Origin of the sequence: Adhaeribacter pallidiroseus, from assembly GCF_003340495.1 — a bacterium.
Lineage (GTDB): Bacteria > Bacteroidota > Bacteroidia > Cytophagales > Hymenobacteraceae > Adhaeribacter > Adhaeribacter pallidiroseus.
The window spans coordinates 5,332,082-5,356,883 of sequence record NZ_QASA01000001.1 but is presented as its reverse complement, the minus strand read 5'-3'; the positions used below and the strand labels follow the sequence as shown (position 1 = coordinate 5,356,883).

Annotated in this window: 17 protein-coding genes and 2 pseudogenes; 5 read left to right on the top strand and 14 right to left on the bottom strand. The window is 43.6% G+C overall.

The features are described from left to right. Window positions 1-178: 178 nt before the first annotated feature. The 3 genes and pseudogenes from AHMF7616_RS21310 to AHMF7616_RS21300 all read right to left on the bottom strand — a co-directional run bounded on the left by AHMF7616_RS21310 (window position 179) and on the right by AHMF7616_RS21300 (window position 1,748). A complete protein-coding gene (locus AHMF7616_RS21310) occupies window positions 179-580 on the bottom strand; it encodes a type II toxin-antitoxin system VapC family toxin (protein WP_262511750.1) in 402 nt (133 codons plus the stop codon). A 7-nt stretch (window positions 581-587) separates the two neighbouring features. After that, a pseudogene (locus tag AHMF7616_RS27285) lies at window positions 588-839 on the bottom strand (DUF6364 family protein). Between the two features lie 156 nt (window positions 840-995). After that, entirely contained in the window at window positions 996-1,748 is a 753-nt protein-coding gene (locus AHMF7616_RS21300; RefSeq protein WP_147275749.1) for a c-type heme family protein, read from the bottom strand. A 190-nt stretch (window positions 1,749-1,938) separates the two neighbouring features. Here AHMF7616_RS21300 and prfA point away from each other — a divergent pair, with 190 nt between their 5' ends. Next, a complete protein-coding gene (prfA, locus tag AHMF7616_RS21295) occupies window positions 1,939-3,009 on the top strand; it encodes a peptide chain release factor 1 (protein WP_115374718.1) in 1,071 nt (356 codons plus the stop codon). 290 nt (window positions 3,010-3,299) lie between these two features. Here prfA and AHMF7616_RS21290 read toward each other — a convergent pair whose 3' ends face one another. After that, window positions 3,300-4,268 carry an IS5 family transposase gene (locus tag AHMF7616_RS21290; RefSeq protein WP_115372075.1) on the bottom strand — a complete coding sequence of 323 codons (969 nt, stop codon included), beginning with the start codon at window positions 4,266-4,268 and terminating at the stop codon, window positions 3,300-3,302. 374 nt (window positions 4,269-4,642) lie between these two features. On the opposite strand from AHMF7616_RS21290, the gene AHMF7616_RS21285 reads away from it, so the two are divergent. Both AHMF7616_RS21285 and AHMF7616_RS21280 read left to right on the top strand, forming a co-directional pair. Further along, entirely contained in the window at window positions 4,643-6,124 is a 1,482-nt protein-coding gene (locus AHMF7616_RS21285) for a hypothetical protein (RefSeq protein WP_115374717.1), read from the top strand. After that, window positions 6,121-6,543: a secondary thiamine-phosphate synthase enzyme YjbQ gene (locus tag AHMF7616_RS21280; protein WP_115374716.1), complete on the top strand. Its 423-nt coding sequence runs from the start codon at window positions 6,121-6,123 to the stop codon at window positions 6,541-6,543. Before AHMF7616_RS21285 ends, AHMF7616_RS21280 begins: the two co-directional genes overlap by 4 nt. Window positions 6,544-6,556: 13 nt before the next feature. On the opposite strand, the gene chrA is transcribed toward AHMF7616_RS21280, so the two are convergent. The 9 genes from chrA to crtD form a co-directional block, all read right to left on the bottom strand. Continuing rightward, on the bottom strand, window positions 6,557-7,729 hold the full coding sequence (gene chrA, locus AHMF7616_RS21275; protein WP_115375719.1) for a chromate efflux transporter: 1,173 nt from the start codon (window positions 7,727-7,729) through the stop codon (window positions 6,557-6,559). Window positions 7,730-8,020: 291 nt separating this feature from the next. Continuing rightward, entirely contained in the window at window positions 8,021-8,995 is a 975-nt protein-coding gene (locus AHMF7616_RS21270) for an isopenicillin N synthase family dioxygenase (protein ID WP_115375718.1), read from the bottom strand. A gap of 290 nt (window positions 8,996-9,285) precedes the next feature. Beyond that, window positions 9,286-9,987, bottom strand: a complete 702-nt coding sequence (locus tag AHMF7616_RS21265; protein WP_115374715.1) for a superoxide dismutase — start codon at window positions 9,985-9,987, stop codon at window positions 9,286-9,288. A gap of 179 nt (window positions 9,988-10,166) precedes the next feature. After that, window positions 10,167-11,498, bottom strand: a complete 1,332-nt coding sequence (locus AHMF7616_RS21260) for a DUF4302 domain-containing protein (protein WP_115374714.1) — start codon at window positions 11,496-11,498, stop codon at window positions 10,167-10,169. A 50-nt stretch (window positions 11,499-11,548) separates the two neighbouring features. After that, window positions 11,549-12,433 (bottom strand): zinc-binding metallopeptidase, encoded by an 885-nt coding sequence (locus tag AHMF7616_RS21255; RefSeq protein WP_115374713.1) that lies wholly within the window; start codon window positions 12,431-12,433, stop codon window positions 11,549-11,551. Window positions 12,434-12,453: 20 nt separating this feature from the next. Continuing rightward, a complete protein-coding gene (locus tag AHMF7616_RS21250) occupies window positions 12,454-13,920 on the bottom strand; it encodes a RagB/SusD family nutrient uptake outer membrane protein (RefSeq protein ID WP_115374712.1) in 1,467 nt (488 codons plus the stop codon). 117 nt (window positions 13,921-14,037) lie between these two features. Further along, window positions 14,038-17,463, bottom strand: coding sequence for a SusC/RagA family TonB-linked outer membrane protein (locus AHMF7616_RS21245; protein WP_115374711.1), 3,426 nt, complete (start codon window positions 17,461-17,463; stop codon window positions 14,038-14,040). Between the two features lie 513 nt (window positions 17,464-17,976). After that, window positions 17,977-18,621: a carotenoid biosynthesis protein gene (locus AHMF7616_RS21240; protein WP_115374710.1), complete on the bottom strand. Its 645-nt coding sequence runs from the start codon at window positions 18,619-18,621 to the stop codon at window positions 17,977-17,979. Window positions 18,622-18,643: 22 nt separating this feature from the next. Then, window positions 18,644-20,119 (bottom strand): 1-hydroxycarotenoid 3,4-desaturase CrtD, encoded by a 1,476-nt coding sequence (gene crtD / locus AHMF7616_RS21235; RefSeq protein WP_115374709.1) that lies wholly within the window; start codon window positions 20,117-20,119, stop codon window positions 18,644-18,646. A gap of 133 nt (window positions 20,120-20,252) precedes the next feature. Here crtD and AHMF7616_RS21230 point away from each other — a divergent pair, with 133 nt between their 5' ends. After that, window positions 20,253-20,537, top strand: coding sequence for a hypothetical protein (locus AHMF7616_RS21230; RefSeq protein WP_115374708.1), 285 nt, complete (start codon window positions 20,253-20,255; stop codon window positions 20,535-20,537). 9 nt (window positions 20,538-20,546) lie between these two features. Next, entirely contained in the window at window positions 20,547-21,338 is a 792-nt protein-coding gene (locus tag AHMF7616_RS21225) for a carboxypeptidase-like regulatory domain-containing protein (protein WP_115374707.1), read from the top strand. Between the two features lie 149 nt (window positions 21,339-21,487). Here AHMF7616_RS21225 and AHMF7616_RS21220 read toward each other — a convergent pair. Then, window positions 21,488-24,447: pseudogene (locus AHMF7616_RS21220) on the bottom strand (SNF2-related protein). Window positions 24,448-24,802: the final 355 nt, after the last annotated feature.

Here is a 24,802-nt window from a genome sequence, read left to right as displayed (position 1 = left end):
AAAAAAGTTGTATTGAAAGTAATATTTTACTGTAAAAAGAGAAAAACAAGGAAAAAAAATACTCCGCCTAACAACAGCTAAAAAGTATTAAAGCACTTTTTAGACAAGTCCATTAATACTTCTTCACCGAATTTAGCTTACCAAAAATAGGTTGTCCTTGGTTGACAGCAACCATTTTTTATTTTTCTCTTGCCTGTATATAAAGCTCTGGCGTCTGTACTGGTATTTCCGCTTTCTTGTAGTCTTTTATATTTCTAGTCAGCAAAAAAGTAATTCCGGATTCTATAGCGGTGAAATACGGAATAGCATCTTCAAAATTTTTAAATTTTGAATGCAGGGCTAACTCAATAACTTTATCATCTACTGGTAGAACTTGTACGAGTACTTTAAACCTACTTAAAATTCTTCTCGCTTCCGTTAGGGAGTATTGTCTGGATAGCAGATAATTTAAGTTGGAAAAACAAAGAGAAGAAACAAATAATTGAAGCTCCCCTTTGTCGGCCAAGGTGAACAAAATAGCAGCGTGTAGATAATGGGGTTCTCTTTTGGCTAATAAATCCAGACAGACATCTGTGTCAATGAATATTTTAGTTATTCATATATTTGTTGGCTAAATGATTAGCATATTCCTCTTTATGATTTAAATTTTCCGGAATAGAAATAACCCCTGAAAGGCTTTTTACCAAAGGTGAAATTTCCTCATTAGATTACTCTTCAGCCGTAACCCGATCTAAATAAGTCTCTATCAACTTGGATAAACTAGTCTTTTTAGTAGAAGCGTAAGACTTAGCTCGTTCAATAATATTCTTGTCTAGTACTAAAGTAAGTTTCGTATCCATACGTGTAAAATTAAAATATTTGATACGTATGAACAAGTTCGAAGTTAAGTAAAGTTGCAAGTACGCCAACTGAGCAAACGCATTTTAAGAAGAGCTATCTAATTTTTAAAAATTTAAAATTTTGCTGCCTGTAACCAAGCACATATAACAAGCTAATTACTTCTTCACCGAATCGGGTTTACCGAAAATCGGTTGGCCGCGCCGGGACTTTTTCCTTTTCTGGGTGATGCTATCCAGGATGCCTTTCGATTTAAACCGTACGTACCACATTCCGGCCCAATCGCCCGATTGATAACCAGCATGCGTAGTCTTAAAGTTTTTCGGTAATAACTGCTGATTTTCCGAAGTGAGCGTTTTTTCTGGCTGACCATGGCATTGGAGGCATAAAGCATCCGTCATAAAAATTGGTTTGGTATAGAGCAACTCTTCGCTGCCTACCCGGATTACCTGCGGTTTCAAAGTTTGCTTTTGCGTCTGAAAGGCCTGGTATTGTTTCAGTTGCTCTTGCAGCAGTAAACTCGCTGGATCGGTGGCGGCATTCGACCAGCTTTTGCCACTTCGCCCTAACTGCGCCTGGTATTTTTGCGCCATCTGCGTTAATACCGAATCTTTCATTACTTGGCGGTAATGCAGGGCAGCTTTAAAATCGTTTGAATCCAGCTCATTTTTTAAAAAAATTAGCATCTGCTGATCCGCTGTCTGGATAATGCTGTCACCCACCCGGCCGGTTTCCTTCGAAATCATTTCGCTGGTAATTCGTTTAACCAAATGGCGTTCCATTTCCTCGGCTATTTCTTTCCCGTTCGGCAGCTTTTTCGGTTCGCAACTGCTAAGTGCCAATGTACTGGTAAGAAGTAAAAATAAAGACCGGAACAGAGACAGCTTCCGATAAAGAGAACAAATCAGCATAAAATGGGGTTTTATAGTTGTAATACTTACCGGCTGATAAAGGCGTTTAAATACAAACAAATATCCGGGATAGGTAAATGCGAAACAACAGGAACAGCATCAGAACTACTCCTGGCAATTTACTTAAACGGTTCACCAACAACCGGTAAATTTTATTAACTTTGCGTTTTAAAACAGATACATTGCCGTTATGTTAGATAAGTTAGAGGCTATAAAAGAGCGTTTTGAAGAAGTAAGTGAGCTCTTACAACAACCCGAAAGTATGAGCGACATGAAAAAATACAAGTCGCTTAATAAAGAATACAAAGACCTCGAAAAAATTGTAATTGAGTACAGAAAATACCAGAACCTGCTCGGCAACATTGATAATGCCAAGCAAGTAATTGCTACGGAAAAAGACGAAGAGTTCCGGGAAATGGCTAAGGAAGAACTCGATGAGCTCTACCCGCAACTGGAAGAACTGGAAGAAGGAATTAAAAATTTGCTTATTCCGAAAGACCCGAACGACAGTAAGAACATTATTATCGAAATCCGGGCCGGTGCCGGTGGCGACGAGGCCTCTATTTTTGCCGGCGATTTGCACCGCATGTACTCCCGTCTGGCAGAAAAGCAAGGCTGGCGCATGGAATTAATCGATGCGCAGGAAGGAACGTCTGGTGGTTATAAAGAGATTATCAGCAGTATTTCCGGCGAAGATGTGTACGGCAAAATGAAATTCGAATCGGGGGTGCACCGCGTACAACGTGTACCCGCTACCGAAACCCAAGGCCGGATCCATACCTCCGTAGCCAGCATAGTAGTACTACCGGAAGTAGAAGAATTTGATATTGAATTGGATATGAATGAAATCCGGAAAGATTTGTTCTGTGCTTCCGGACCAGGCGGACAGTCGGTAAACACCACGTATTCGGCGGTTCGTTTAACGCACTTACCAACCGGTATTATGGCGCAGTGTCAGGATCAGAAATCGCAGCTGAAAAACTATGATAAAGCCTTAAAAGTACTGCGTTCCCGGATTTACGAAGTAGAATTAGCCAAGAAAAACGAAGAAATGGGTGCCCAGCGCAAAAGCATGGTAGGCGGCGGCGACCGTTCCGATAAAATCCGGACCTACAACTACCCACAAGGCCGTGTAACCGATCACCGCATTGGTTATACCGTGTACAACCTGCCCAACGTAATGGATGGCCAGATTGACGACTTCATCGAAGAACTCCGCATTGCCGAAAACGCCGAACGCCTGAAAGAAGGGGTAGCTTAATTAGGTTGCAGGTTACAAGTTGCAGGTTACAAGTTGCAGGTTACAAGTTGCAGGTTACAAGTTGCAGGTTAAATAGTTAGAAGGTTGTAAAGTTGTAAGGTTGAAAAGTTAAAACAAACGTAGCGGGTAGTAATGCTCGCTACGTTTGTTTTATAAAGTGGCTAAAATTTAAAAATTTGTACTTTGGAGATTGCTTTTTACTAGCTGTAAGTTCTATACTGAGTTACAATTAATAGTGACTTTGTTGCAACGGGACTCTTTTCTACTAGCTCGCTTATAGCGAGCAGTAGCTAAGCTACTAGGTAGGCCAGAGGCATTCCCTGGTGGCGATAGATGTTTAAGATTTTACATTTTAGTTCTACTTCTGTTTTCTGATTTTCTATTTTCCGGGTCCTCATCTGGGCGGAGAAAGTAGTTTTGTAGCGAAACATAGCTACCTCATTTAAACTTCGGCGATGATAGCCAGCTTGGATTTTCCAGGCTTTTCGATCGTGCTCTTGCCTATATTCGACTGCCTCATTGCGCTGCCGTAGGTATTCTGGTACCGGCTTCTTCTGGGTACCTTTATGTACCACTGCATCTTTGGACGGGGGTATAATTTGCTTAATGCCCCCTGCTAGGAGCTCTCGCAACTTAAAGTCATCATAAGCGCCATCCCCTATAAAACTACTCAGCTGAGCAGTCTTGCCTTGCAGCAACTTGCCCGCGACCACCGCATCATCTTCCCCATTCGTAGTCAACGCCACAAAAACGATCTCTTGGGTATCAACAGCAATACCGATGTGCAATTTGCGCCAAGTTCTATGCTTGGAAGCCCCGTGTTTTCTTACTTTCCACTCGCCTTCCCCGTATACTTTTAAACCGGTAGAATCGAGCGCAATAGCTAGCTTTCGGTTGCGGGCTAATGCTTTACTTACTTCTACTGGCAGGCAGCTTTGTCGGCGGCAAAGAGTAGTATAATCTGGTACGGCATAATCTTTATAGCCTAACATCGCCAGCAAACTAGAAACAAAGCCGGTCGTCTGCCGCAGCGGCTGATGATACACCTGGCCTAACAACAAACAGCATTGGATTACACAATCAGCATATAAGCATTCCCCTACTACTTTCTGGCTCGGATCAATCTCGCGCCACGCTCTTAACACGGAATCTTCCAGCCATAAAGTCAAACTACCTCTTTGAACTAAACTGCTAGTATAGGCTTTCCAATTTTTAACTTTATACCTATCTTTAGCCGGGATTGTAGGCGATGGTAACATCTCTTCTTTATGGTTTCGTCACTACAAAGATAGACTGCAATCCCTTTTTTACCTATCCCATTCTCAACGTTGCAACAAAGTCTTTATTAGGTCATATTAGACCATATAGCTATTTAGAGTGAAAGATAAGCCGCAGCTAAAAGTAAACGACATCAGTTTGGCTGTGGAGGGCCTTCTAAGGTTGTGGTGCCGAGGCACGAGGCATTGTGAGGCACGAACAAAACAAGCTTAGACCAGCCCGGAAGAGCCAAACGGGGCCTGCCGGCCAGGAGGCAAACTTGTAGGTAGCCAATTAGATAGCACCAATGAATGAAGGCTTGAAAAGGCTCCAAAGAATAACAGCAGCATTACCAGTACAATTACTAATCAAAGCAGTGTTATTACCCAAAGCGACACAAGTTTTTACTATTAAAGTATCCGCAAGATTAGCTGCTTTTTGCCTCACTTTCTGCTGGCTCCTATACAGTTTAACCGCTTGCGAACCAAAAGAAGACATCATTACCACCAATCCAACTGCTAAACTGGAGTTCTCCACCGATTCAATTAAGTTCGATACCGTTTTTGTAAATACCGGCAGCGTGAGCCGGGCCGTGTGGGTGTACAACCGTCAGGAGAAAGCTGTAAAAATAAGCGAAGTAAAGCTAGCTCAGGCTGATGCAGCTTACCAGTTAATTATCGATGGACAGGAAGCTAACGAAGTAAATAACCTACTGCTCCGCGGCCAGGATAGCTTGTTGGTGTTGGTAAAAGTGAAAATACCGGCTACTTCCGATACTTCTGCTTTCATCCTAACCAATGCGATTACCTTTTTAACCAATTCTAATCGCCAGCAAATACCCGTGGTGAGTTACGGCCAAAACGCCTACTTTCATAACAAAACCGAAATTACCGCCAACACTACCTGGAAAGCTGATAAACCACACGTCATAAATCACTTTGTTAAAGTAAACGCCGGCGTAAAATTAACCATCGAGGCAGGTGCAAAGATCTACTTCGGGAAAGATGCCGCTTTACTTGTTAACGGCAGCTTGCAGGTAAATGGCACCAGCAACAAACGAGTTTCTTTTAAAGGAATTAGGCGGGAGCTATTGTACGACGATGTGCCCGGTCAATGGCAGGGCATTAAGTTTGAAGCAACCAGCCAGGATAATCACCTTTATTTTGCGGATATTAAAAATGCTACTTACGGACTTTGGGCGGCTAATCCAGATAATGATGAAGCGGATTACGATCTGGAAATTAACCAAACCGTTATCCAGAATATGTTTGAAACTGGCATTCGGAGCTACGGAGCCGATGTGCGGGCAGTAAATTCGTTGATAACCAACTGTGGGCAGAGTGCGGTGCAGGGTTTGGGCGGCGGTAACTACCAGTTTATTTATTGTACCCTGGCCAATTACACCGTTGGCTTTCGGCCCGAAACCGTTACTTTGCAATTCGCAGATCAATTAAAAGAAGTTGATCAACCTATTTCCAGTTACCGCGTTAAATTATTCGTGCAAAATTCTATTATTTGGTCGGGTAATCGAAGCAACAGCAATTACGCCGATCAGATTCAAATGAAAAATGAAGCCGGTACCACGCCGCAGTTAGAATTTAAAAATTCGGTGTTGCAAACCGTTAGCTTTGCCGAACATCCGGCGTTTGTCTGCTGTAATAATTTGCTGAACCTCGATCCCAAATTTAAAGCGCCTATTAGCATGCTGGAAGCGAATGTGCCGGATTTCCGGTTAGATACCTTATCGCCGGCCAGCAACAAAGCCTGGGCGTTGCCCGCAATCACCAAAGACCTAGATAATAAAAACCGCCACCCAAACACACCCGATCCGGGCGCTTACGAACGTACGAAGGAATGAAATGGTACCAAAAAAGTATTCGCTTGCCCGCCCTTAAACGCGGTTATCATTTAATTACCGATTTGCTTACCGCCGAATTGCCCGAACTGGAAGGCATAAAAGTGGGGTTGGCGCACATTTTTATTAAACATACCTCGGCCAGTTTAACCATTAACGAAAACGCGGATTTTACGGTAAGGCAGGATTTTGAAAGCCATTTCAACAAGATGGTACCGGAAAATGCCCCGCATTACCGCCACACGTTGGAAGGTCCGGATGATATGCCGGCGCATATAAAAGCTTCGTTACTGGGCAATTCGGTTTCTATACCTATTACGGATGGTGCTTTCAATCTGGGAACCTGGCAAGGCATTTACCTCGGCGAACATCGCGACCACGCTACCCGCCGTTGGCTGGTAATTACGCTACAAGGCGAGTAAAATTTTAAATTTTTTAAAATAAAAGCCCGGTTAGCAAGCCCGTTAAGATGATGTAAGGGGGTGGTACTTCGGTCCAGAGCAAGAGGCAGAAAGTGCCGACTACAATGGCAATATTCGCCAGATTCGTGTCGATAGGATGATACAACAAAATGGCGGCCGCCGCTACCATACCCGAACTAACGGCGTTAATTCCTTCCAGTGAAGCTTTAATAACCCGGTACTTGCGGAGTTCGCCCCAAAACCGGATAACAAAAAAGATTAAAAACGTACCCGGCAGAAAAATACCCACCGTACCGATTAAAGAACCTAATAGCTGTCCGCCAATGCCATAATCGCGCATAGCCAAGGCACCCAGGTACGAACAGAACGCAAACACGGGCCCGGGTAAGGCCTGCACAATCGCAAACCCCGACAAAAATTCTTCGGAAGTTAAGTATTGCTTAAACTCTACAAATTGCGAGTACATCAACGGAATGAGTACCTGCCCGCCGCCAAAAATTAAACTGCCATTCCGGTAAAAGTTTTCGAATAGCTTAAAGCCGCGCATTTGGGTAGTGCCGCCTAATACCGCCGCCGCTATAAACACGGCGGTATACAAAATAAAATTGCTCCAGTTAATCTTAATGTTTTTATCCGGCTCAATGGGTTGTGCCTTGTATCGCAAAGCCGTAACCGCTCCACCTGCAATCAGAAGAATTGGGTACACCCAGGGCATATTGAAAAAATAAGAAATATTAGCCGAGATCACCATCATGCCAATACCGGTTTTGGTATTAACTACCTTAGAACTAATGCGGTAAGCCGCAAAGGACACAAAGCCCACGGCCATGGGCAAAATAAAACGGGTAAACCGCAGCGATATGTTATTAGCCTGCAAATACGACATGGTTAATCCCATCAAGGTCATGATGATAGTAGCCGGCGCAATCCAGACAAGGAGAGTAAGATAGGCTAAGTTAGGCCCGCCCATGCGGAAGCCAATAGCCGTAATGGTTTGGGTAGAGGTAGGGCCCGGTAAAATCTGGCAAAGCGCATTTAACTCGATTAACTCCGCCTCGGTCAAATAGCGGCGTTTTTCCACCAGAATCTTAAACATCATCGAAATATGCGCCTGTGGTCCGCCAAAAGCGGTGAGCGCCAACCAAAGCACATCTTTCAGAAAAATGTAATTCCTGGGGCTTAAGATTTTCTGACCTCTGGACCATGGCCGCGATTCCACTGGTTTAGGTTCTTTTATCAGTCCATGGTCCACAGGCAACAGAATTATAATTAATCAAATAGTCGATAGTCGATGGTCCATAGTCGACAGACCATAGCCCGGAATTGGTAAAATTAGTTGAATATTTAAAAAAACGTTGCTTATGCAGGTCACTTCCTTCGTTTTTTCCAATCTGCTTAACTTATCACATGTATATCCGGTGAACTGTAGACTATGGACTAACAACTATCAACTATGGTCTGTGGACTATCGACTAATTTACTTCTTCAATAAACCCAATTCAATTAAGCGCTCGGTTAAAAATTCACCGGCGGTAGTGTCGGGGTAAGCTTTCGGGTTTTCGGCATCAATGCAACCATCCAAACAGGTAAGATCCATTTCGGTACGCGGGTGCATAAAAAATGGTATGGAATAACGCGAAGTATGCATGAGTTCACGTGGCGGGTTTACGACCCGGTGAATGGTAGATTTTAATTTGTTGTTGGTGTGCCGCGACAGCATATCGCCTACGTTTACCACAATCTGATCGGGCAAAGCCGTAATCGGAATCCATTTGCCATCACGGCGCAATACTTGTAATCCATCGGCACTGGCGCCCATTAATAAAGTAATTAAGTTTATATCCCCGTGTTCGGCGGCTCGTACGGCATCGGCCGGTACACTGTCCGGGTTTTCAATCGGGAAATAATGAATGGCGCGTAAAATGCTGTTGCCGTGGTGTACGCGGGCATCAAAGTAATCTTCGTCTAAGCCTAAGTACAACGCAATGGCGCGCAGCATGTGCGTACCGGCTTGTTCCAGAGCGCGGTAAGCCGCTAAGGTCATTTCTTTAAATTCGGGTACTTCGTTGGGCCAAATGTTAGCCGGGTAATTTTCGGCTTGTAATTCGGCAGCGGGTAAATCCTGACCAACGTGGTAAAATTCTTTTAAATCACCGGTGTTGCGGCCTTTGGCGTGTTCTTTTCCTTTGCCCACGTAACCGCGCTGGCCCGCTAAAGTGGGGTTTTCGTATTTTTGTTTTACATCGTCGGGCAAACTGAAAAACTTTTGCACCGCGGCGTATAATTGCTTCGAAAGTTCGTCGCTTAAACCATGGTTGCGGATAGCCACAAAGCCAATACTTTGAAATGCCTCGCCCAAATTCTGCACGAATTGCTGCTTACGCGCGGCGTTACCGGAAGTAAAATCAGCTAAATCTAACGACGGAATTTTATCAACTAATTTCTCGGTTATAGTATCCATATTTTATGCTCGTAAAAGATAAAAATTTAAAAATCTGGTCGCATCTGCTCTTATCATCTTACTTAATAACAGATGGTAACCTGTAACAAAAGTACGGAATAAACCTTTTATTTAAACGCTCCCGATAAATCTACTTTACTTGTTTTAAAGCTTTTTAGCCGGGATTAACCAACTTATTTTCCGGATAAAATTTTGTTCAGGATAGGCTGTAAAACAAAATAGCTTTTAGTAAAGATCAATTGATCCTTTAACTAAAAGCTATTCTTAAAAAATTTAAAATTTTATTTCTGCAGCGCCGCTACGTAGTTTTTTTCGGCACCGGCCCAGTTCAATACGTTCCAGAAGGCGGTGATGTATTCCGGCCGACGGTTTTGGTATTTCAGATAGTAGGCGTGTTCCCACACATCCAGGCCAATTACGGGTTTACCTTTTTTCTCGGCGACATCCATTAAGGGGTTGTCCTGGTTAGGGGTAGAAGTAACGGCCAGTTTACCCGACGGCTCCACAATTAACCAGGCCCAGCCCGAACCAAAGCGCGTAGTAGCGGCTTGGTTAAAGGTTTCTTTAAATTTATCCATGCCGCCTAAGTCGCTCTCGATAGCGGCCGCCAATTTACCGGTAGGTTTGCCACCTTGCGCCGATAAAATGTTCCAGAAAAACGTATGGTTCCAATGGCCCCCGCCGTTATTGCGCACGGCTACCGGGTGCTTGCTGATATCTTTAATAATATCTTCTATTTTCATAGTCGCCAAGGCAGTACCGGTTACGGCTTTGTTTAAATTAGTAACATAGGCCTGGTGGTGCTTGGTATAATGAATTTCCATGGTTTGCTTATCGATGTGCGGCTCCAGCGCACTAAACTCGTAAGGCAATTTAGGAAGCGTAAAAGTATCGGCCACGGGGTTAGCCAGTAAGTTTAAGGGTTTTACCAACCCGGCTATGCCGAGCAATGCCGCCGATTTTAAAAATGTTCGTTTATCCATAATTGGTGTGTTTTATAGGTTAGCTTTTAGCAAAACGTGCCTGATTAGCGTAAAAGTACAAACTTTTAGGTATTCCATTCTTTTAAGAACAAATTACGCACATATTGGTTTTTGGTTGAAAGTTAAAACTTTTCTGTACACCAGCTAAATCAAATAGCCGTTATCGCTTATAAGTTGTTTTAGTTTGTCTGAAACTCCCCGGTAAAGTAAAACTCCGGATTTTGTACGCTCTTCATCTGGCCTAAGGTACCCGCATCCGGGTCCTGGAAAAAATCCATAGTAAAATTATCGTTGTTGATGTGATTCAGGAGCGGACTCATATCTTCGGCAATTACCTGCGCGTTGCCGTTAGGCGTTTGCGCCGTAAAGTTATAAACCCCATCTGCCGTTTTGGTGTAGCTAAACGGATAAAGGGCCAGGAATCCGTTATTCCCTTGGTAAACAATAATGTTTAAAGCCATCGTGCGCGATTGGACATCAAACAAAAAGTACATGTAATCTAACCGGAGGGCGTACGGACCAGCCAGAATAGCACTGGCGGCTTGTTGTTGCTTGCTCGTAAAATCCGGGGACCAGCCTGGCAGGGCTTGCGGCGGCACGGCAATGGTGTTAAAAGTTACCCCCACAAAGTTGTGCAAGGGTATAATGGGAGTAGGGGAGGACTGCACCTCTACGCGGGAGCCATTAATCTCGGCATAGAAAACCTGGTTGGCACTGTCCCAGAATAACTCCTGAATAGCGGTGCCATTAACAACTAAGGCGGGTTCCAAAAGTATGCCGCGGGTGGTATACGTAAACAAGCTATTCAGAATCTGAACATTGCCGTTTGCTAATGATATCAGCGAAAAGGTTTTCGTAGCGGCATTTATATTAACTTGTACTCTGGTGCCATCGCCGGATAATAAGTAAATAAATGGATTTGCTTTTTGATAGGCGGTAGTTTGATCAATTACCACTTTTAGTTGGCCGGCCGTATACGCGTTAAATTCTTCCTGGGTGGCCGGCACCAAAATCATTTTACTTTGTTGCAGATTGCCGGTTAATTGCACCACGTTGGTGGCCAATGAATCAATTGTAAATTCAAAATCAGAAAACAAGCCTTGGCCGGGTTCGCCCGGTAATCCCACTGTTTTTAGGAGGGCTTGCGGATCTGGGTCCGCGAGAATGTGCAGGGGCGAGTAGGTATCAAAAATTAAGGCGGGCACCTGCATGCCTTTTAAGCGATACGTAGTTTCGGCGGGTGGCCCAGCTGCGCCGGAGCTAATATCGGCCGACATAGCTACCCGATCGTTTTCGTTAAATTTAAAAAAAAAGCTGTACAACCCGCCACCATTTGGTTTTAAAGTAGCTTTCCAGCCATATGGCGCGCTCACCAGTTGGGTTTTATAATCGGTTAGGGCTTGGCTTAGGCGTTCTTCCGGACGTTGGCCCGGAGCAGGGTCATTGTTGTCTTGCTGGCAGGCGGTAAAAAGCAGAAGCAACAACAAGCTTAAAAGATATATTTTTTTCATGCGATTATCGTGAAGCCGCTTATTTCGGGCGGAGCAAAGCTGTATTTTAATTATAAAGCGTTTATAGCCGCTTGGGCATTTAATTGTAAAGTATAAAAATCAATATTCCACGACTCTTTGAAGTAGCGCACAATCATTTGTTCTTTCTGCCGTAAAGCGGCTCGCGCCGCGGTATTCGGAACTGTTTTAGTCGGATCATTCGGATCCGGTAAAACCAGCCCATTTACCATTGCATCAAAGTTCGTCCGGCCTTCAATCAGCATAATAGATATCATTTCTACAAAATCATCGTCGGGGTTACTGCGGGAATACTCCGTAACAAAACCGCGGGAGTTGGCATCGGCTAAATCAAAATCATTCCAGCTGGCGGTATAGCTAGGAGTAATGCGCTTAAATTCTTGCGGATACATAATATTCTGGTGCAGAATATGCCCAAACTCGTGGTGGATGGTGTGCAGCATTTGCTTTACTTCCCGCTTATTATCCGTGGCAAAATCATTTAACTTAAATAAAACAATTTTACGACCGCCCTCGGCGGTACCTAAAGTAATGGTACCGTTGGTGTTGTACTCCGGACTGCCCACTAACACAAACTGCTTCGGCGACAACCTTTTAATAAAGGCTGGGCCTGCAATTTGATCGTACGGAGCAATCCAGGTTTTCTTAATGGATTCTATTACCGGAATAACCCGGTCTTCGCGGGGCGGAGTAATGTTTCTGCCTAACGATAATTCATACCGGTCAAACCGGTACTTTACCTCGATGTTGTACGGAACTACCATGTTATCGTACAGCCAGGTATCCAACGGCCCTTTTACCCAAGTATCACTCGTTAATTTAGTTACATCTACATCCAGCTCTTCTTCTTTAGAGCAAGCTGTCAGGCAGCTTATTGTAAGAAAAGCCACTATTAGTTTTATATAAGTTGTTTGCATAAACACAATTTTTTAAATTTTTACCGTGGATTGCGCTCTAAACCAGCCAAAGTTACCTCTTGCGGAAGTTGCAGCACCCGGCGTGGATCGTTCGAACCTAATTCTGCTACCACTTGTCCTGTAAAGGTATAGTGTGTTACGGGTAATTTATGCCGGAGCAAATCGAACCAGCGCATCCCCTGGTGCACAAATTCGGCCGCTTTAAAATCCAGGATAGTGAAAAGCAAGCCTTGGCGGATATTACCACCAGTGTTGTAAAAACCATTTATTTTGGCGTTGGTAATCCCGTGCGTACGGGCATCATAATCGGCGATGCGGGTACTGGCGTACAGATTTAAATCCGCCCGGGTAGCTTCGATGTTGTTCAAAGCCAGGTTAGCTTCGGCCCGGTTAAACAATACTTCTTCGGCGGTAAATAACGGAAATATAGTATAAGGTTGACCAATGTCGGCGTTTACATCGGTACGCACAAAATGCTCCCGGAATTTAAGAATAAAAATGTTATCTGTTCCTTGGATGTACAGTGGATAAGACCAAACGTCACCAGTTACATTGGGCGAACGAAAAAAGTAGTTTGCAATATTGTTAGATAAGCCGTACCGATAAATAGGATAATTCCGGGCCCATAAAGAAGGAGCTTCTACCAGAAGTAAATTAGCATTTTCGGAGGCTTGCGTGTATATAGCCGATCCTTCGCGATAAGTGAGATTGCTGTAAACACTTACCCAAGGTCGTAAATTTGGGCCAATGCTACCTCCCGGAAATACCTGATTTGCGTGTTCCACTACTTTGGCGTAATCTTGCTTAAACAAATAAAAACGTGTAGCAAAGGCGTGGGCCGCGGCAGTAGTAAAATGATATTTAGGCACGCGGTAACTGGTATTATTAATTAGAGGTAAGCCTTCGAGTAAATCTTTCTCAATTTGCTCATACACGTAAGCTACAGTTCTGCGCTCGTATTGCCCAAATACTACTTTTTCAGGAGTAATTACATAGGGAATTCCCGGATCGGAAGCCGCCGTATTGGGGTCGTAAATTTTTGAAAACAGCGAAACCAGCATAAAGTGCGCGTAGGCACGAGCTACTAGGGCTTCGCCTTTTTGGGCGCTATAGTCCTGAGGGTTGGGCACATTCGCGATAGTTTCGAGTGCATGGTTTGCTGCCGCAATAGCTGCGTAACTCGAATACCAGTAAAAGTCCGGCGAGCCTTCGGTTCTATTTTCTACATCCCGGAAAAAATATGAATCGCGGTTAATCACCACATCTTCGGCCGTTATCGAATTAACACCTTTATCATCGGCTAAGTCCGACATGGCTTCGGTGAAAGTAGCGTAATCAGCTTTTGGATAAGCGGTAACTAATAATTCACTTACTTTCTCCACGGTATTTAACTGGGTACGCTGGTCAACGGCTTGTTCCAGGTAATCTTCGCAACCCGTAAAAGCCAGCAAACTGCTGAGCAAAGTATATTTGAGTATATTCTTCATGTACTTATTTTACCTTAAAAATTGGTTAATCATTCTGAGCAATCAACCACCTCTAACCCTCCTGAAATGAAAAGAAGAGTTTTTTTAAAATTTTTACCTTTCTAATCTTTTAACTTCTTAGAACCCGGCTTTTAAAGATAAAGTAAATTGCCGCGGAATAGGAGTAGCTACCCCACCTGCACCAAAAAATTCGGGATCCTGGCCATTTAGCTTGTCATCCGAATAAATCAGCCAGATGTTATTGGCCACTAAGCTTACCGACAAAGTATTAAAGCCTAAACTACTTAAACGAGCGGCGGGTAAATTGTAAGTTAAGGTGGCTTGCTTCAATCGGGCAAAATCACCATCGGCCACCCGCGTGGTAGAGTAGTTATAATTGTTGTAAGGATAACCAGTTAATTGGGCTTCTTCCACCTTACCCAGAATAGAAGGGATGTTGGTTCTGTTTTCGTCGCCGCTCAGTACCCAGCGATTTAAAAATTCTTTGGGCGTGGCATCTAAGTCGGTGTAGCTCGATTTAAAGGCTGGGTTTAACCGCACCACATTACCGGCACTAAAAGTTACCAACGCCGAAATAGATAAGTTTTTGTACCGGAATGAGTTAAACCAGCCGCCTGTTACGATGGGATCTATGGAACCTTCGTATTTCAAATGCTCAATTTTAGTACTCTGCAAATACACATTGGGGCTTGTTTCGCCTTCTTCATTAATAAACTGGGGCATCCCGTTGTTAGGATTTAACCCCTGAAAATCAATGGAAAACAAACCCCGGTACGGGTATCCTTGCAAAGAGCCCCCATCTGGTCTTACCAAAGACCAAATATCGGGATCATTTCTAAGCTCGGTAATTTTACCTTTGTTGTAGGCGCCGGTAAGCTGGGTCCGGAACCCGTAATCTGTTTCGTTAATGAGGTTGCTCCCGACTGTTAATTCTAACCCTTTTGATTCCATATCGGCGTAATTGGCTACTTTGTATCCTAGTTCGTAGGGCTCGTTATAAGCACCACCATATCCTCCACCACCAATACCCGATGTCCGAATCCGGCCAATTAAATCAAATCCTTGCCGTTGGTAGGCATCAATCGTTACAGAAAGACGTTCGTTAAATAAGCCAACATCTACGCCCACGTTGGTTTCGTATTGCTTTTCCCAGGTAAGCTCCGAATTTTCGAGGTATTTAATCGAGATGCCCGATTCTACTTCCGATAAATAAGGGCGGCGGGTACTGGCGTTTTCTAAAACTAAACTGGAGTTGGTAGCACTACCCATACTGGCTGTTAAACCATAAGTAGCCCGCAGCGTTAAACGATTTATTTTATCTACCCGCTGCATAAAAGGCTCGGTATCTACGTTCCAGGAGCCGCTCACATTCCAGGTAGGCAGCCAGCGGGCGGTACGTGCCTGGCCCAGCAAATTAGACCCGTCGTAGCGCACAGTGCCGTTTAAATTATATTTACCACGGTACGAATAAGCGCCATTGGCCATAAACGCCACAAACCGTTCGTAGCCCATGGTCATGCCGTAATAATTAAAATTGCCTTCTACATTTTGCTTAATCAACCGGTAATCTACATAAGGCACACCGCCTTTATCGTACTGATACCCATACCCGTTAAAAGTTTTATTTTGCCGGTCAGTATACCGCAGTTCCTGCGACGTAAACAATCGTACTGTATGAATTTCGTTGAAAGTTTTATCCCACTCCAGTTGGTTCCGGAAGTTATAGTTTGTTAAGTTATCGTCTTTGGTGTTATAAAAACCTCCGTACGGTAGTACCACTACTGGTTGAGCTTCCGGATCATCCGGGTCGCGGTACAGAAATTTATTACGTTCCCGGATAGTGGCATCGCCGGCGGCCCGGTAAGCATTAGCCATATTCGAATTTTCCCACACTTTGTGTTCCTGGTCGGTTTTGGCGTAGCGGATAGCGCCTAAAAAGCTGTATTTTAAATTCGGCAAAATTTTGTAGGAGAATTCGCCTTGTAATTTTAAATCCAGCAGAGATATATCCAGTGTATTGTTTTCTAATTCATCCAAGATATTAAAAGGAGCAAAGTTGCGCCGGAAATACTCCCGGTTGCCGTATTCGTCGTAAGCCGTAAGGGCACGGCTGGTATTTAAAGCGTAGCTGTACGGGTTAATATCAAAATCGCGATCGAACTGGCCTGTAACCGGATTACTCACCCGCCCGATAGTACCGGGAGCTTGCTGGTCGCGAATGGATCCCTGCGAAATTAAACCGAACGATATTTTATCGGACACATTAAAGTTAGCCCGTACGTTACCGGTAAACCGTTTTACCTGGTCGGCCACGGTCCAGCCATTGTCTTGTAAATAACTGGTGGAAATATAGAATTGCGATTTTTCAGTACCCGACGACACACTCAACGAATGTTCCTGCATAAACGAGTTCCGAAACAAAATATCAAACCAATCGGTGTTAGCACGCGCGTACCGTTCTAAAAAAGCAGCCCGGCCTTCCGGCGTATTTTCCACTCCTTGCTGACGATTTGTAATAGCATTTAAGTCGATCAGATCAGCCCGCTTAGAAAATACGCCTCCGTTCTGAGTACGCGCTACATCGGAGTAATTTAACCAACCTTTTTTCTCCAGTTCAATGTACATTGCCATCTGGTCGGCAGAGTTCATGATATTGAAGTTATTGTAGGTAGGCTTTAAATAAGTGGTAAAGTTACCCGTGTAGGAAACAATAGGTTTCCCGATCTTCCCTTTTTTAGTGGTTATGACAATCACCCCATTCATGGCGCGGGCCCCGTACAAGGCCGTTGCCGATGCATCCTTTAAAATTTGAAAACTTTCAATATCGTTAGGGTTCAGACCCGCTACGGAAGAACCCACCAAAGTAGACGGATCACCGGTTGACAATTGCTCGTTTGATACGTTTACGATATCTTCCAGGGGAATGCCATCAACTACCCACAATGGTTTGTTTTCGCCGGTAATAGAAGTAGCGCCCCGCACCCTAATTTTTGGCGCCGCGCCAAAAGTACCCGACACGTTCTGCACCGATACGCCGGCTACCCGGCCTTCGAGCATACGGCTTACATCGTTTACCCCTTCGCGCTTGGAGTCTTCGGCTTTGAGTAGGGCCGCCGATCCAGTAAATAGCTTGCGGTCGATGGTTTGGTAACCTGTAACCACTACCTCGTTTAAGGTACTGATATCTTCGGATAAAGTAACGTTAAAGGTAGTTTTACCCGCTACCGGTATTTCCTGGCTCTTATACCCAATCATGGAAAACACCAATACCGAGGTGTTATCTTTTACCGTAAGTTTAAAACTACCATTCGCATCGGTGGTGGTACCGTTATTGGTGCCGCGTTCCACTACCGTAATACCAGTGCCGTTTTCGGTACCCTGCGCGCTTTGTACTTTTACCGTACCCGTAACCGGAACATCCCAGACCATTACGGTCTGTTCGCGGGCAATTACGGGGGTGGGCAAGGTGGAGTAACTTAAAGCGCCTAAAATTAATAAGAATGGTAGCTGTCGGGCTTTTTTGGAGTAATTATTTTTATGCATATAAACCAATTTTGGCAAACAAAAAGTAGCAATTTTTCTTTTGTTCCCAGATGTAACTTTACAAAGTATAATTTACAGAATTAAAGTTGATTAATAACCATGCCGGTACGCAATATTTTGAGCTGGCAAAAACAGCAGAAGACAAAAAATCAGAATAAAGGAGAAAGGGAAAAAGTAAAATCAAACCGGACTATTTATTAGAATACTAATTAAATACGAAAAATATATTTAATTATTGCAGAAAATACACCTAACCAATAACTTTTTCTGTTTAGCCAATCATCTATTCAAAGTGCTAATCTACCATAACCAACCTACTCAAAGAATAGACTTTATCCCTCTAAAGTAACGGTTTACCATTGTTTTTAATTATTAAGGTTATATAGAACTTATTAATGCTTTTGCCTTAAAGCAGCCATATTCATGCTATACTAAAAATGGTACTACTTTAAGCTGACGCTTTACTTGCCATAATCTCTGTTATTAAATACAAATGTTATTTTCTTGATAAACTTAAATAACTACATACAGCGCGATGAAGAACAAGCACTGCAACAAGAACACAAAAGGGGCTAAAGTGTTATTTTTTAAAAATTTCGCTTTTTGGAAATACACTTGCAGCAACAACGCTACGCCAAACCATCCGGTAAAATTCGATAACGGAATTTCGCCGGAACGCCACGACCAAAAATCCAGCGCAATAGCTACGGGTTCGATAAAGTAATCCAAAGCTACCATTAAAGTGGCCGCTATTATGGATTTTACCCACCACGGCGTTTGCAGCAAATAATTAATTAAATGGCCCGACGTGTAAACCAGCATCAGCCAGTTTAAGCCAATAATAACCGGCACCCGAAAGAGCTGCCAACCCAAAGAAGCGCCGTAAGCATAATGCCCAAACAGTAAAGCTGTGTGAATGCCAATTACCTCGGCAAAAAAGCCCGTTAAAAATACGATTAAGGCAAATACCCAAAAGGAGCGGGAAACATCGCGGTGAAAAATGAATAAAATAAAATTGGTCAGCAGCAGGTTAAACGACACTAACCTTAAAAAGTAAGCCTGGTAATTACTGTACACCAAACCGTAAAAACCAACCGCGTAGAAAATAAGAAGGATAACAAGAGCTACAACAATTTTTCTGGGGATGGGTGCAAACACGTCTGTTTTTTAAATTTTTTATTTATTTACCTGGCTGGGGCACTAAACTGCTCACAATTTTGGCCGATAATAAGCTCAACGGAATACCGCCACCCGGATGCACACTACCGCCGCAAAAAAATAATCCTTTTACTTTACTCGAAAAATTAGGGTGTCGCAGAAAAGCCGCTAAGCGGTTATTGGAACTGCTGCCGTACAAAGCCCCCGCAAACGAAGACGTATCGGCTTCAATGCCCACCGGGTCCCAGATTTGCTCGCAGGTAATGTAAGCGTTTAAGTCGGTGTTTAAGGCTTTGCTTAGTTTCTGCAAAACTGTTTCACGTGTAACTTTTACTAAGTCAGTCCAATTCTGACCGCTATTGTGCGGTACGTTTACCATCACAAACCAATTCTCGCTGGCTTTCGGGGCGTCTTCCGGCGAAAATTTAGACGTAATATTCACATAAACCGTGGGGTCGGGGCTGATAGTTTTGTGCTGAAAAATATGCTCAAACTCCTGCTTGTAATCTTTACTGAAGAAGATATTATGTAAGTGCAATTCCGGAAACTCGCGGTTAATACCCCAGTAAAAAATAAGCGCCGAGCTGGAACGCGGTTGTTGCAAGGTTTTCTCAGGTGCTTTCAACTGCGGTAGTAATTTGCGGTAAGTAGGTACTACATCCATATTACTAACCACTACCGCGGCGGGCACTACTGCTTGCTGGTCAGTGCGCACACCGGCAACCTGGTTGCTTTGCGTTAGAATTTCTGCTACTTTCTCCTGATACCGGAAAACGACGCCTAGTTCCGTGGCTAATTTTACCAGACTTTCCGCAATGGCGTAAATACCGCCTTCCGGGTAAAAAGCACCGATATTGTGTTCTAAGTGCGGAATTAAATTTAAAGTGGCCGGTGCCTGGTAGGGATCGGAGCCGTTGTAAGTAGCAAAGCGGTCGAGGAGTTGCACTATCCGTTTATCTTTAAATTGCCGGGCGTTGGCTGCGTGCATGGTAGTGGTTAAACCTAATTCGGGCAAAACCGGAATAGTTTTTAAAACCGCAGGGCTTAGATAAGTTTGTAGCTGGTGCAGTGATTTATGCAAAAAGGTATCCGCGGTGGCCTCGTACATGCGGGCGCTTTTAGCCAGGTAAGCCGTAACTTTTTCCTTCGGAATTTTAAATTTTTGCTCTACTTCCCGGGCAAATTTTTCGGGTTCACGGTAAGCGGTTAAACGGGTACCATCGGCAAAGAAGTACTGTGTGATAATATCCAAACGCTGGTACCGGAAATAATCGGGCGGGTGGCGGCCAGCTAAAGTAAATAGTTCATCCACCAAATGCGGCATGGTAAACAGCGAGGGTCCTTTGTCGAAGCGGTAGCCGTTCAGGGTAAATTGGGTCATTTTACCCCCGAAGGTAGCGTTTGCTTCCAGCACCGTTACGGCGTAACCTTGCACCGCCAACCGAATGCTTGCCGCAATGCCGCCAATGCCCGCCCCAATGACTACTGCCTGATTCATGAATTTTCTGGTAGCTTAACTTTTTTACTTTGCACATTTAACTCGTTCTGCCCCGAAATGTTTTCACGGGTTTTCACCGACATCCGGATATTCCAAATAAATTAGCTCTCGCAAAAGTAAAGCCTTTACTACTATGACATTTTCGGAATTTAAAACTTCGCTCACGCAAGATACGCCACCCACCCAACTAAGCCCGGAACTGCAAGCTTTGTGGTACGACGGCAAAGGCGACTGGCGCCAATCGCACGAAATTGCCCAGGAGAAGAACACGCCTAATTATTGTTGGATTCACGCGTACCTGCACCGCAAAGAAGGCGACCAGTTGAATGCCAATTACTGGTACCAACGTGCCGGCCGTAAAATGCCGAAGGCCACTTTAGAGCAGGAGTGGGAGAGTATCGTGCAGGAGTTATTATAAATATTGACCATGCGGGGAAAACCTGGTTATCTCTTGTTATCCATGTCCCACTTAATGTTATGGGCACTTCTAGTTTCATGCACCCTAGTTAAAGACAAAGGATATAATCTGAAAACCGGTGGCGTTTTTATAATGAGTTCTGGGGATTTTAGCATAAAAAAAGTAACACTTACAGGAGAAAAGACTTATTTCTCTGATGATTCTATTTATTTTAAAAATGTAGTGCCTGGCAAGTACGAGTTAGAGATTCAATTTATTAGCACCGATAATAGCAGCCGCCAAAAGCCGGTTTTATGGCGCACAAGTGTAGTAAAAAATATTATTGTCTCTGCTGATTCAGTTACCTTTGGAAGTATTCAATTACATTGTGAGTACAATTCAGCAACGCAATTCCTTGGCGAGCAAGTACCTCGCCTTTTACTAGATACGACTGGCAAGATAGCAGGAAGTATAGCGCCTTTTGATGAAAGTTTTCGGGAAGCTCATCTGTCAGAAAGATATCCAAACGTGAAGGTTACGCTATTTGGCAGAATGGGAAGTAAAGTTTATGAACAAATAACTTTGGCGGACTCTTCTGGTAAATTCATTTTTGACCATGTAAAGCCTGGAATATATACACTCATTGCAGAGGCAGGCTTTCAGAGTTTTAGTAACCCTAGAATTATAAATATTATTGTATTACCAACCAAAACTGCCTTAGTAAAAATCGATGCCTCGCTAAATACTTACAGTTCTATCAGACCGGACGTTTACATTCCTTGTGGTTTTGATTTTATCCACTGGCAAAAGAACTACAGATAGTTTTAAAAATACCATCAAACGTGTTACCCTTATTAAGCCTAGCGTTCATAGGAGTGGTCTTTCTACGTAAACTTAAAATACACATAAGCACATAAAAAAGCCCGGTAAATTCTAAAATTCACCGGGCTTTCTAGTTTTTTAAATTTTTCCTATGCCAACAGGCTTTCAATGTCATCTTTGGTGAGGCTTTTAATAATGGTTTCGTCGGTAGATATTAAATCGGTAACCAATTGAATTTTTTTGTTTTGTAAGGCCAGGATTTTTTCTTCTACGGTATTTTTGGTGATAAACTTATAGGTAAACACCTTGTTTTGCTGGCCAATGCGGTGCGCCCGGTCCACGGCTTGGGCTTCGATGGCGGGGTTCCACCACGGGTCCAGAATAAACACGTAATCGGCCGCGGTTAAATTTAAGCCTACGCCACCCGCTTTCAACGAAATTAAAAACACCCGGATGTTCTCGTCCGTCTGGAAGCGCTCTACCTGTTTGTGGCGGTCTTTGGTGTTGCCATCCAGGTACGTATACGGAATTTGCTTATCGTTCAGGGAAGCCCGTATAATATCCAGATGTTTCACAAACTGACTAAATATTAAAACTTTGTGTCCTTCGGCTACTACGCTGCGCGTCATCCGGATTACTTCTTTCATCTTGCCCGAATCGCCTTCGTAATTGGCGTCGGCCATGCGCGGGTGGTTGGCAATCTGGCGCAGTTTCATTAAACCTTGCAAAAGCATAAACTGCGTGTTTACGCTGTTGCTTTCTTCAATATTTTTTAAAATTTTGTTGCGGTAAAACGATTTGGTTTCTTCGTAGGCGTGCTCTTGCTCCTCGGTCATTTTGCAATACGTAGTATGCTCGATTTTCTCGGGCAACTCGGTGGCTACCTGCGATTTATGCCGACGTAAAATAAACGGTTTTATTAAAGCGTGCAGTTTCTTGGTTTTTTCCTCGTTTTTCTCTTTTTCAATGGGCCGCAAGAACTCATTTTTAAAAAAATTTTGGTTTCCGAGTAAACCCGGATTAATGAACGACATCTGCGACCACAAGTCCATGGTGCTGTTCTCGACAGGCGTACCCGTTAAAATAAGCCGGTGCTTCGCTTTTAAATTCCGGACGGCCAGCGACGTATTCGAACTCGGGTTTTTAATGGCCTGCGATTCGTCCAGAATCACAAAATCAAAATAATAATTTTTCAGCAGCTCAATATCCAGGCGCACAATGCCGTACGAGGTCAGAATAATATCGTAATGCTTAAACAAAGATGCTGTTTTTTCGCGGTAGGTGCCCGTGTAGTTTAACACCCGTAAACCCGGAGTAAACTTTTGCGCTTCATTTAACCAATTGTATATCAACGAGGTAGGCATTACCAGCAAAGAGGCACTTTGCGCACCCGCTTCTTTCTGGTACTGCAACATAGCCAAGGTCTGGATGGTTTTCCCCAGACCCATATCGTCGGCGAGGCAGCCGCCAAACTTATAATCTTTAATAAAATGCAACCAGTTATAACCGGCTTTCTGGTAAGGCCGCAATTCCCCTTTAAAACCGGCGGGCAATGGTTTGTCTTCGATGGTTTCGAATTCCCGGAGTTTTTCCAGTTTGCGGGTCATGGTTACGACTGCCAAATTGCCGTTTTGCAGTTCGTTTACTAACGTTAAATGGTGCTTCCGCAGCTTTAATTCGCCTTCGCCTTCCGAAAACGCAAACAATTCAATGTACTGGGTAAACCATTCCTCCGGAATAATGGCAATCTGGCCGTTGGGTAACTGATATTCGTTGTTCTTGGTAAGAATGTGGTTCTTTAATTTGATAAACGGCACCTCAAACTCACCAAATTTTACTACGCCGTAAATATCAAACCAGTCGGCGTTTTCGCGGATGCCCACGCTCACGCTTACTTCGCCAATAAAGTAATTTTTAGTTGAAGTATTGGTTTGTTTAATGGTGAAGCCCATTTGCTCCAACTCCTGCACGTGGCTGTTTAACCACGAAAATGCATTGGCTTTTTCCAGCACCGCTTTGCCGTTTTTAACTTCCAACGCCCGTTTCGATAACTCCCGGATAAATTCTTTCTCGTGGTCGATGTCGCGGATTAAGCGGTGAAAGATGTACGAATCCTGCGTTTTTTCTACGTTTACGCTGATTCTTTTGGCTTCCTGGTTATTGTTTACCGTGTGCGAGCCGTATTGAAAGCTCAGATTAAACAAAATCTTATTCGAGCGACTCGGTACTCCCGCCGTAGCGGTACTATTTAACTTATTGCCCAAGCGCGCGGCCGGCGTCCCGAATAATTGCGGGGCAGCATCCACGTCCGTTAATTCGGTAAAAGTCAGGAAAGGGTTGGGATTATATTTTTCCGATTTTATATCAAAGCCTTTGGCGTACACATCAAACGACTCTACCAGAGGCGCTACAAATTTCTGGTAATAAGTTTCTTCAACCTTGCGCGGAATAACAATAAACTTTTTGCTCAAAAAAGGCTGGAGCTTTTTACCATCTACCTCCTTCTGGAAAGAATACAACACATCGTCGAGCAACAGCCAGGCGGGTTCGTTGCAAATTAACGTAGCGTTGCGGTTCTGAAATTCCAGTTTTTCGTTCTGGTATTTTATCGTCGGGAAATAATGGGTGTTGTCTTCGTTGCGCCGGAAATGAAACAGAATGCTGGCTTTCTGGGGCGCTACCGAAATTTGCTTCCAGGTAGGTTCGCCGTCTTTGCCCATGATAAATACTTGTTTCCCCCGAGCAATTCCAAAATTTTCGCCATCTGGTGCTGCACGTAAGTGTCTATGGCCTCTTGCGTAGCTTTGTCGCCTTTTTCGGCATCGTAGGTTTTTAAAAAAAAGTCAGCTACCGACAGCTTTTTGGTAGAGAACTTTTTTAAAATAGCATCCTGCTGAATCTGATCCGTCAGGTGAATTAATTTAAAATCAGTTGCATCGAGCCGCCCCGCAAACTCATCGGCGTTCTTAGTGGCTACGTTTTGGTGTTGCAACGTTAACTGCCCTTTAGAATTAACCTGTACCACAAACGACTCAAATAAATAGCCCAGGTACTCGTGCTCAAATAACGAGTAAACAATTTGAAATGGCTGCGTAGTGTATACTTTCATAACAAAGGGTAAAGGTGCAATGTGAATATTGACATTCTTCTTTAATAAAACAACAACTTTGTTAAATATTTTTTAAAAAAATCTGGATTTACTTATGGTATTTTTTACAAAAAGTGGATTGTTCTTAAGAATTAGCAATGGCGGTTTGCAGATGCGTTCAAATTAAATACTTGATTAGTAGATGATTAAGTAAACTATAGAAGCTGTGGCCGAAGCAGCGTATTAGGAAGGAAGTTGGATTATAGAAGTAAGAAGCATTACTCTCAAAAATTTACATTAATTCAAATTATAAAAGAAAGCCTTTGCTTTTAGATGTTTTTTTTACATTTAGCTGAACTTTGCGCCACAGTAGGTT

What these genes read in the sequence shown, in the direction of transcription:
- AHMF7616_RS21300 (WP_147275749.1), bottom strand. Translation starts at nt 1,748, where the DNA reads ATGCTGATTTGTTCTCTTTATCGGAAGCTGTCTCTGTTCCGGTCTTTA.
- prfA (WP_115374718.1), top strand. Translation starts at nt 1,939, where the DNA reads ATGTTAGATAAGTTAGAGGCTATAAAAGAGCGTTTTGAAGAAGTAAGT.
- AHMF7616_RS21290 (WP_115372075.1), bottom strand. Translation starts at nt 4,268, where the DNA reads ATGTTACCATCGCCTACAATCCCGGCTAAAGATAGGTATAAAGTTAAA.
- AHMF7616_RS21280 (WP_115374716.1), top strand. Translation starts at nt 6,121, where the DNA reads ATGAAATGGTACCAAAAAAGTATTCGCTTGCCCGCCCTTAAACGCGGT.
- AHMF7616_RS21265 (WP_115374715.1), bottom strand. Translation starts at nt 9,987, where the DNA reads ATGGATAAACGAACATTTTTAAAATCGGCGGCATTGCTCGGCATAGCC.
- AHMF7616_RS21260 (WP_115374714.1), bottom strand. Translation starts at nt 11,498, where the DNA reads ATGAAAAAAATATATCTTTTAAGCTTGTTGTTGCTTCTGCTTTTTACC.
- AHMF7616_RS21255 (WP_115374713.1), bottom strand. Translation starts at nt 12,433, where the DNA reads ATGCAAACAACTTATATAAAACTAATAGTGGCTTTTCTTACAATAAGC.
- AHMF7616_RS21250 (WP_115374712.1), bottom strand. Translation starts at nt 13,920, where the DNA reads ATGAAGAATATACTCAAATATACTTTGCTCAGCAGTTTGCTGGCTTTT.
- AHMF7616_RS21245 (WP_115374711.1), bottom strand. Translation starts at nt 17,463, where the DNA reads ATGCATAAAAATAATTACTCCAAAAAAGCCCGACAGCTACCATTCTTA.
- crtD (WP_115374709.1), bottom strand. Translation starts at nt 20,119, where the DNA reads ATGAATCAGGCAGTAGTCATTGGGGCGGGCATTGGCGGCATTGCGGCA.
- AHMF7616_RS21230 (WP_115374708.1), top strand. Translation starts at nt 20,253, where the DNA reads ATGACATTTTCGGAATTTAAAACTTCGCTCACGCAAGATACGCCACCC.
- AHMF7616_RS21225 (WP_115374707.1), top strand. Translation starts at nt 20,547, where the DNA reads ATGCGGGGAAAACCTGGTTATCTCTTGTTATCCATGTCCCACTTAATG.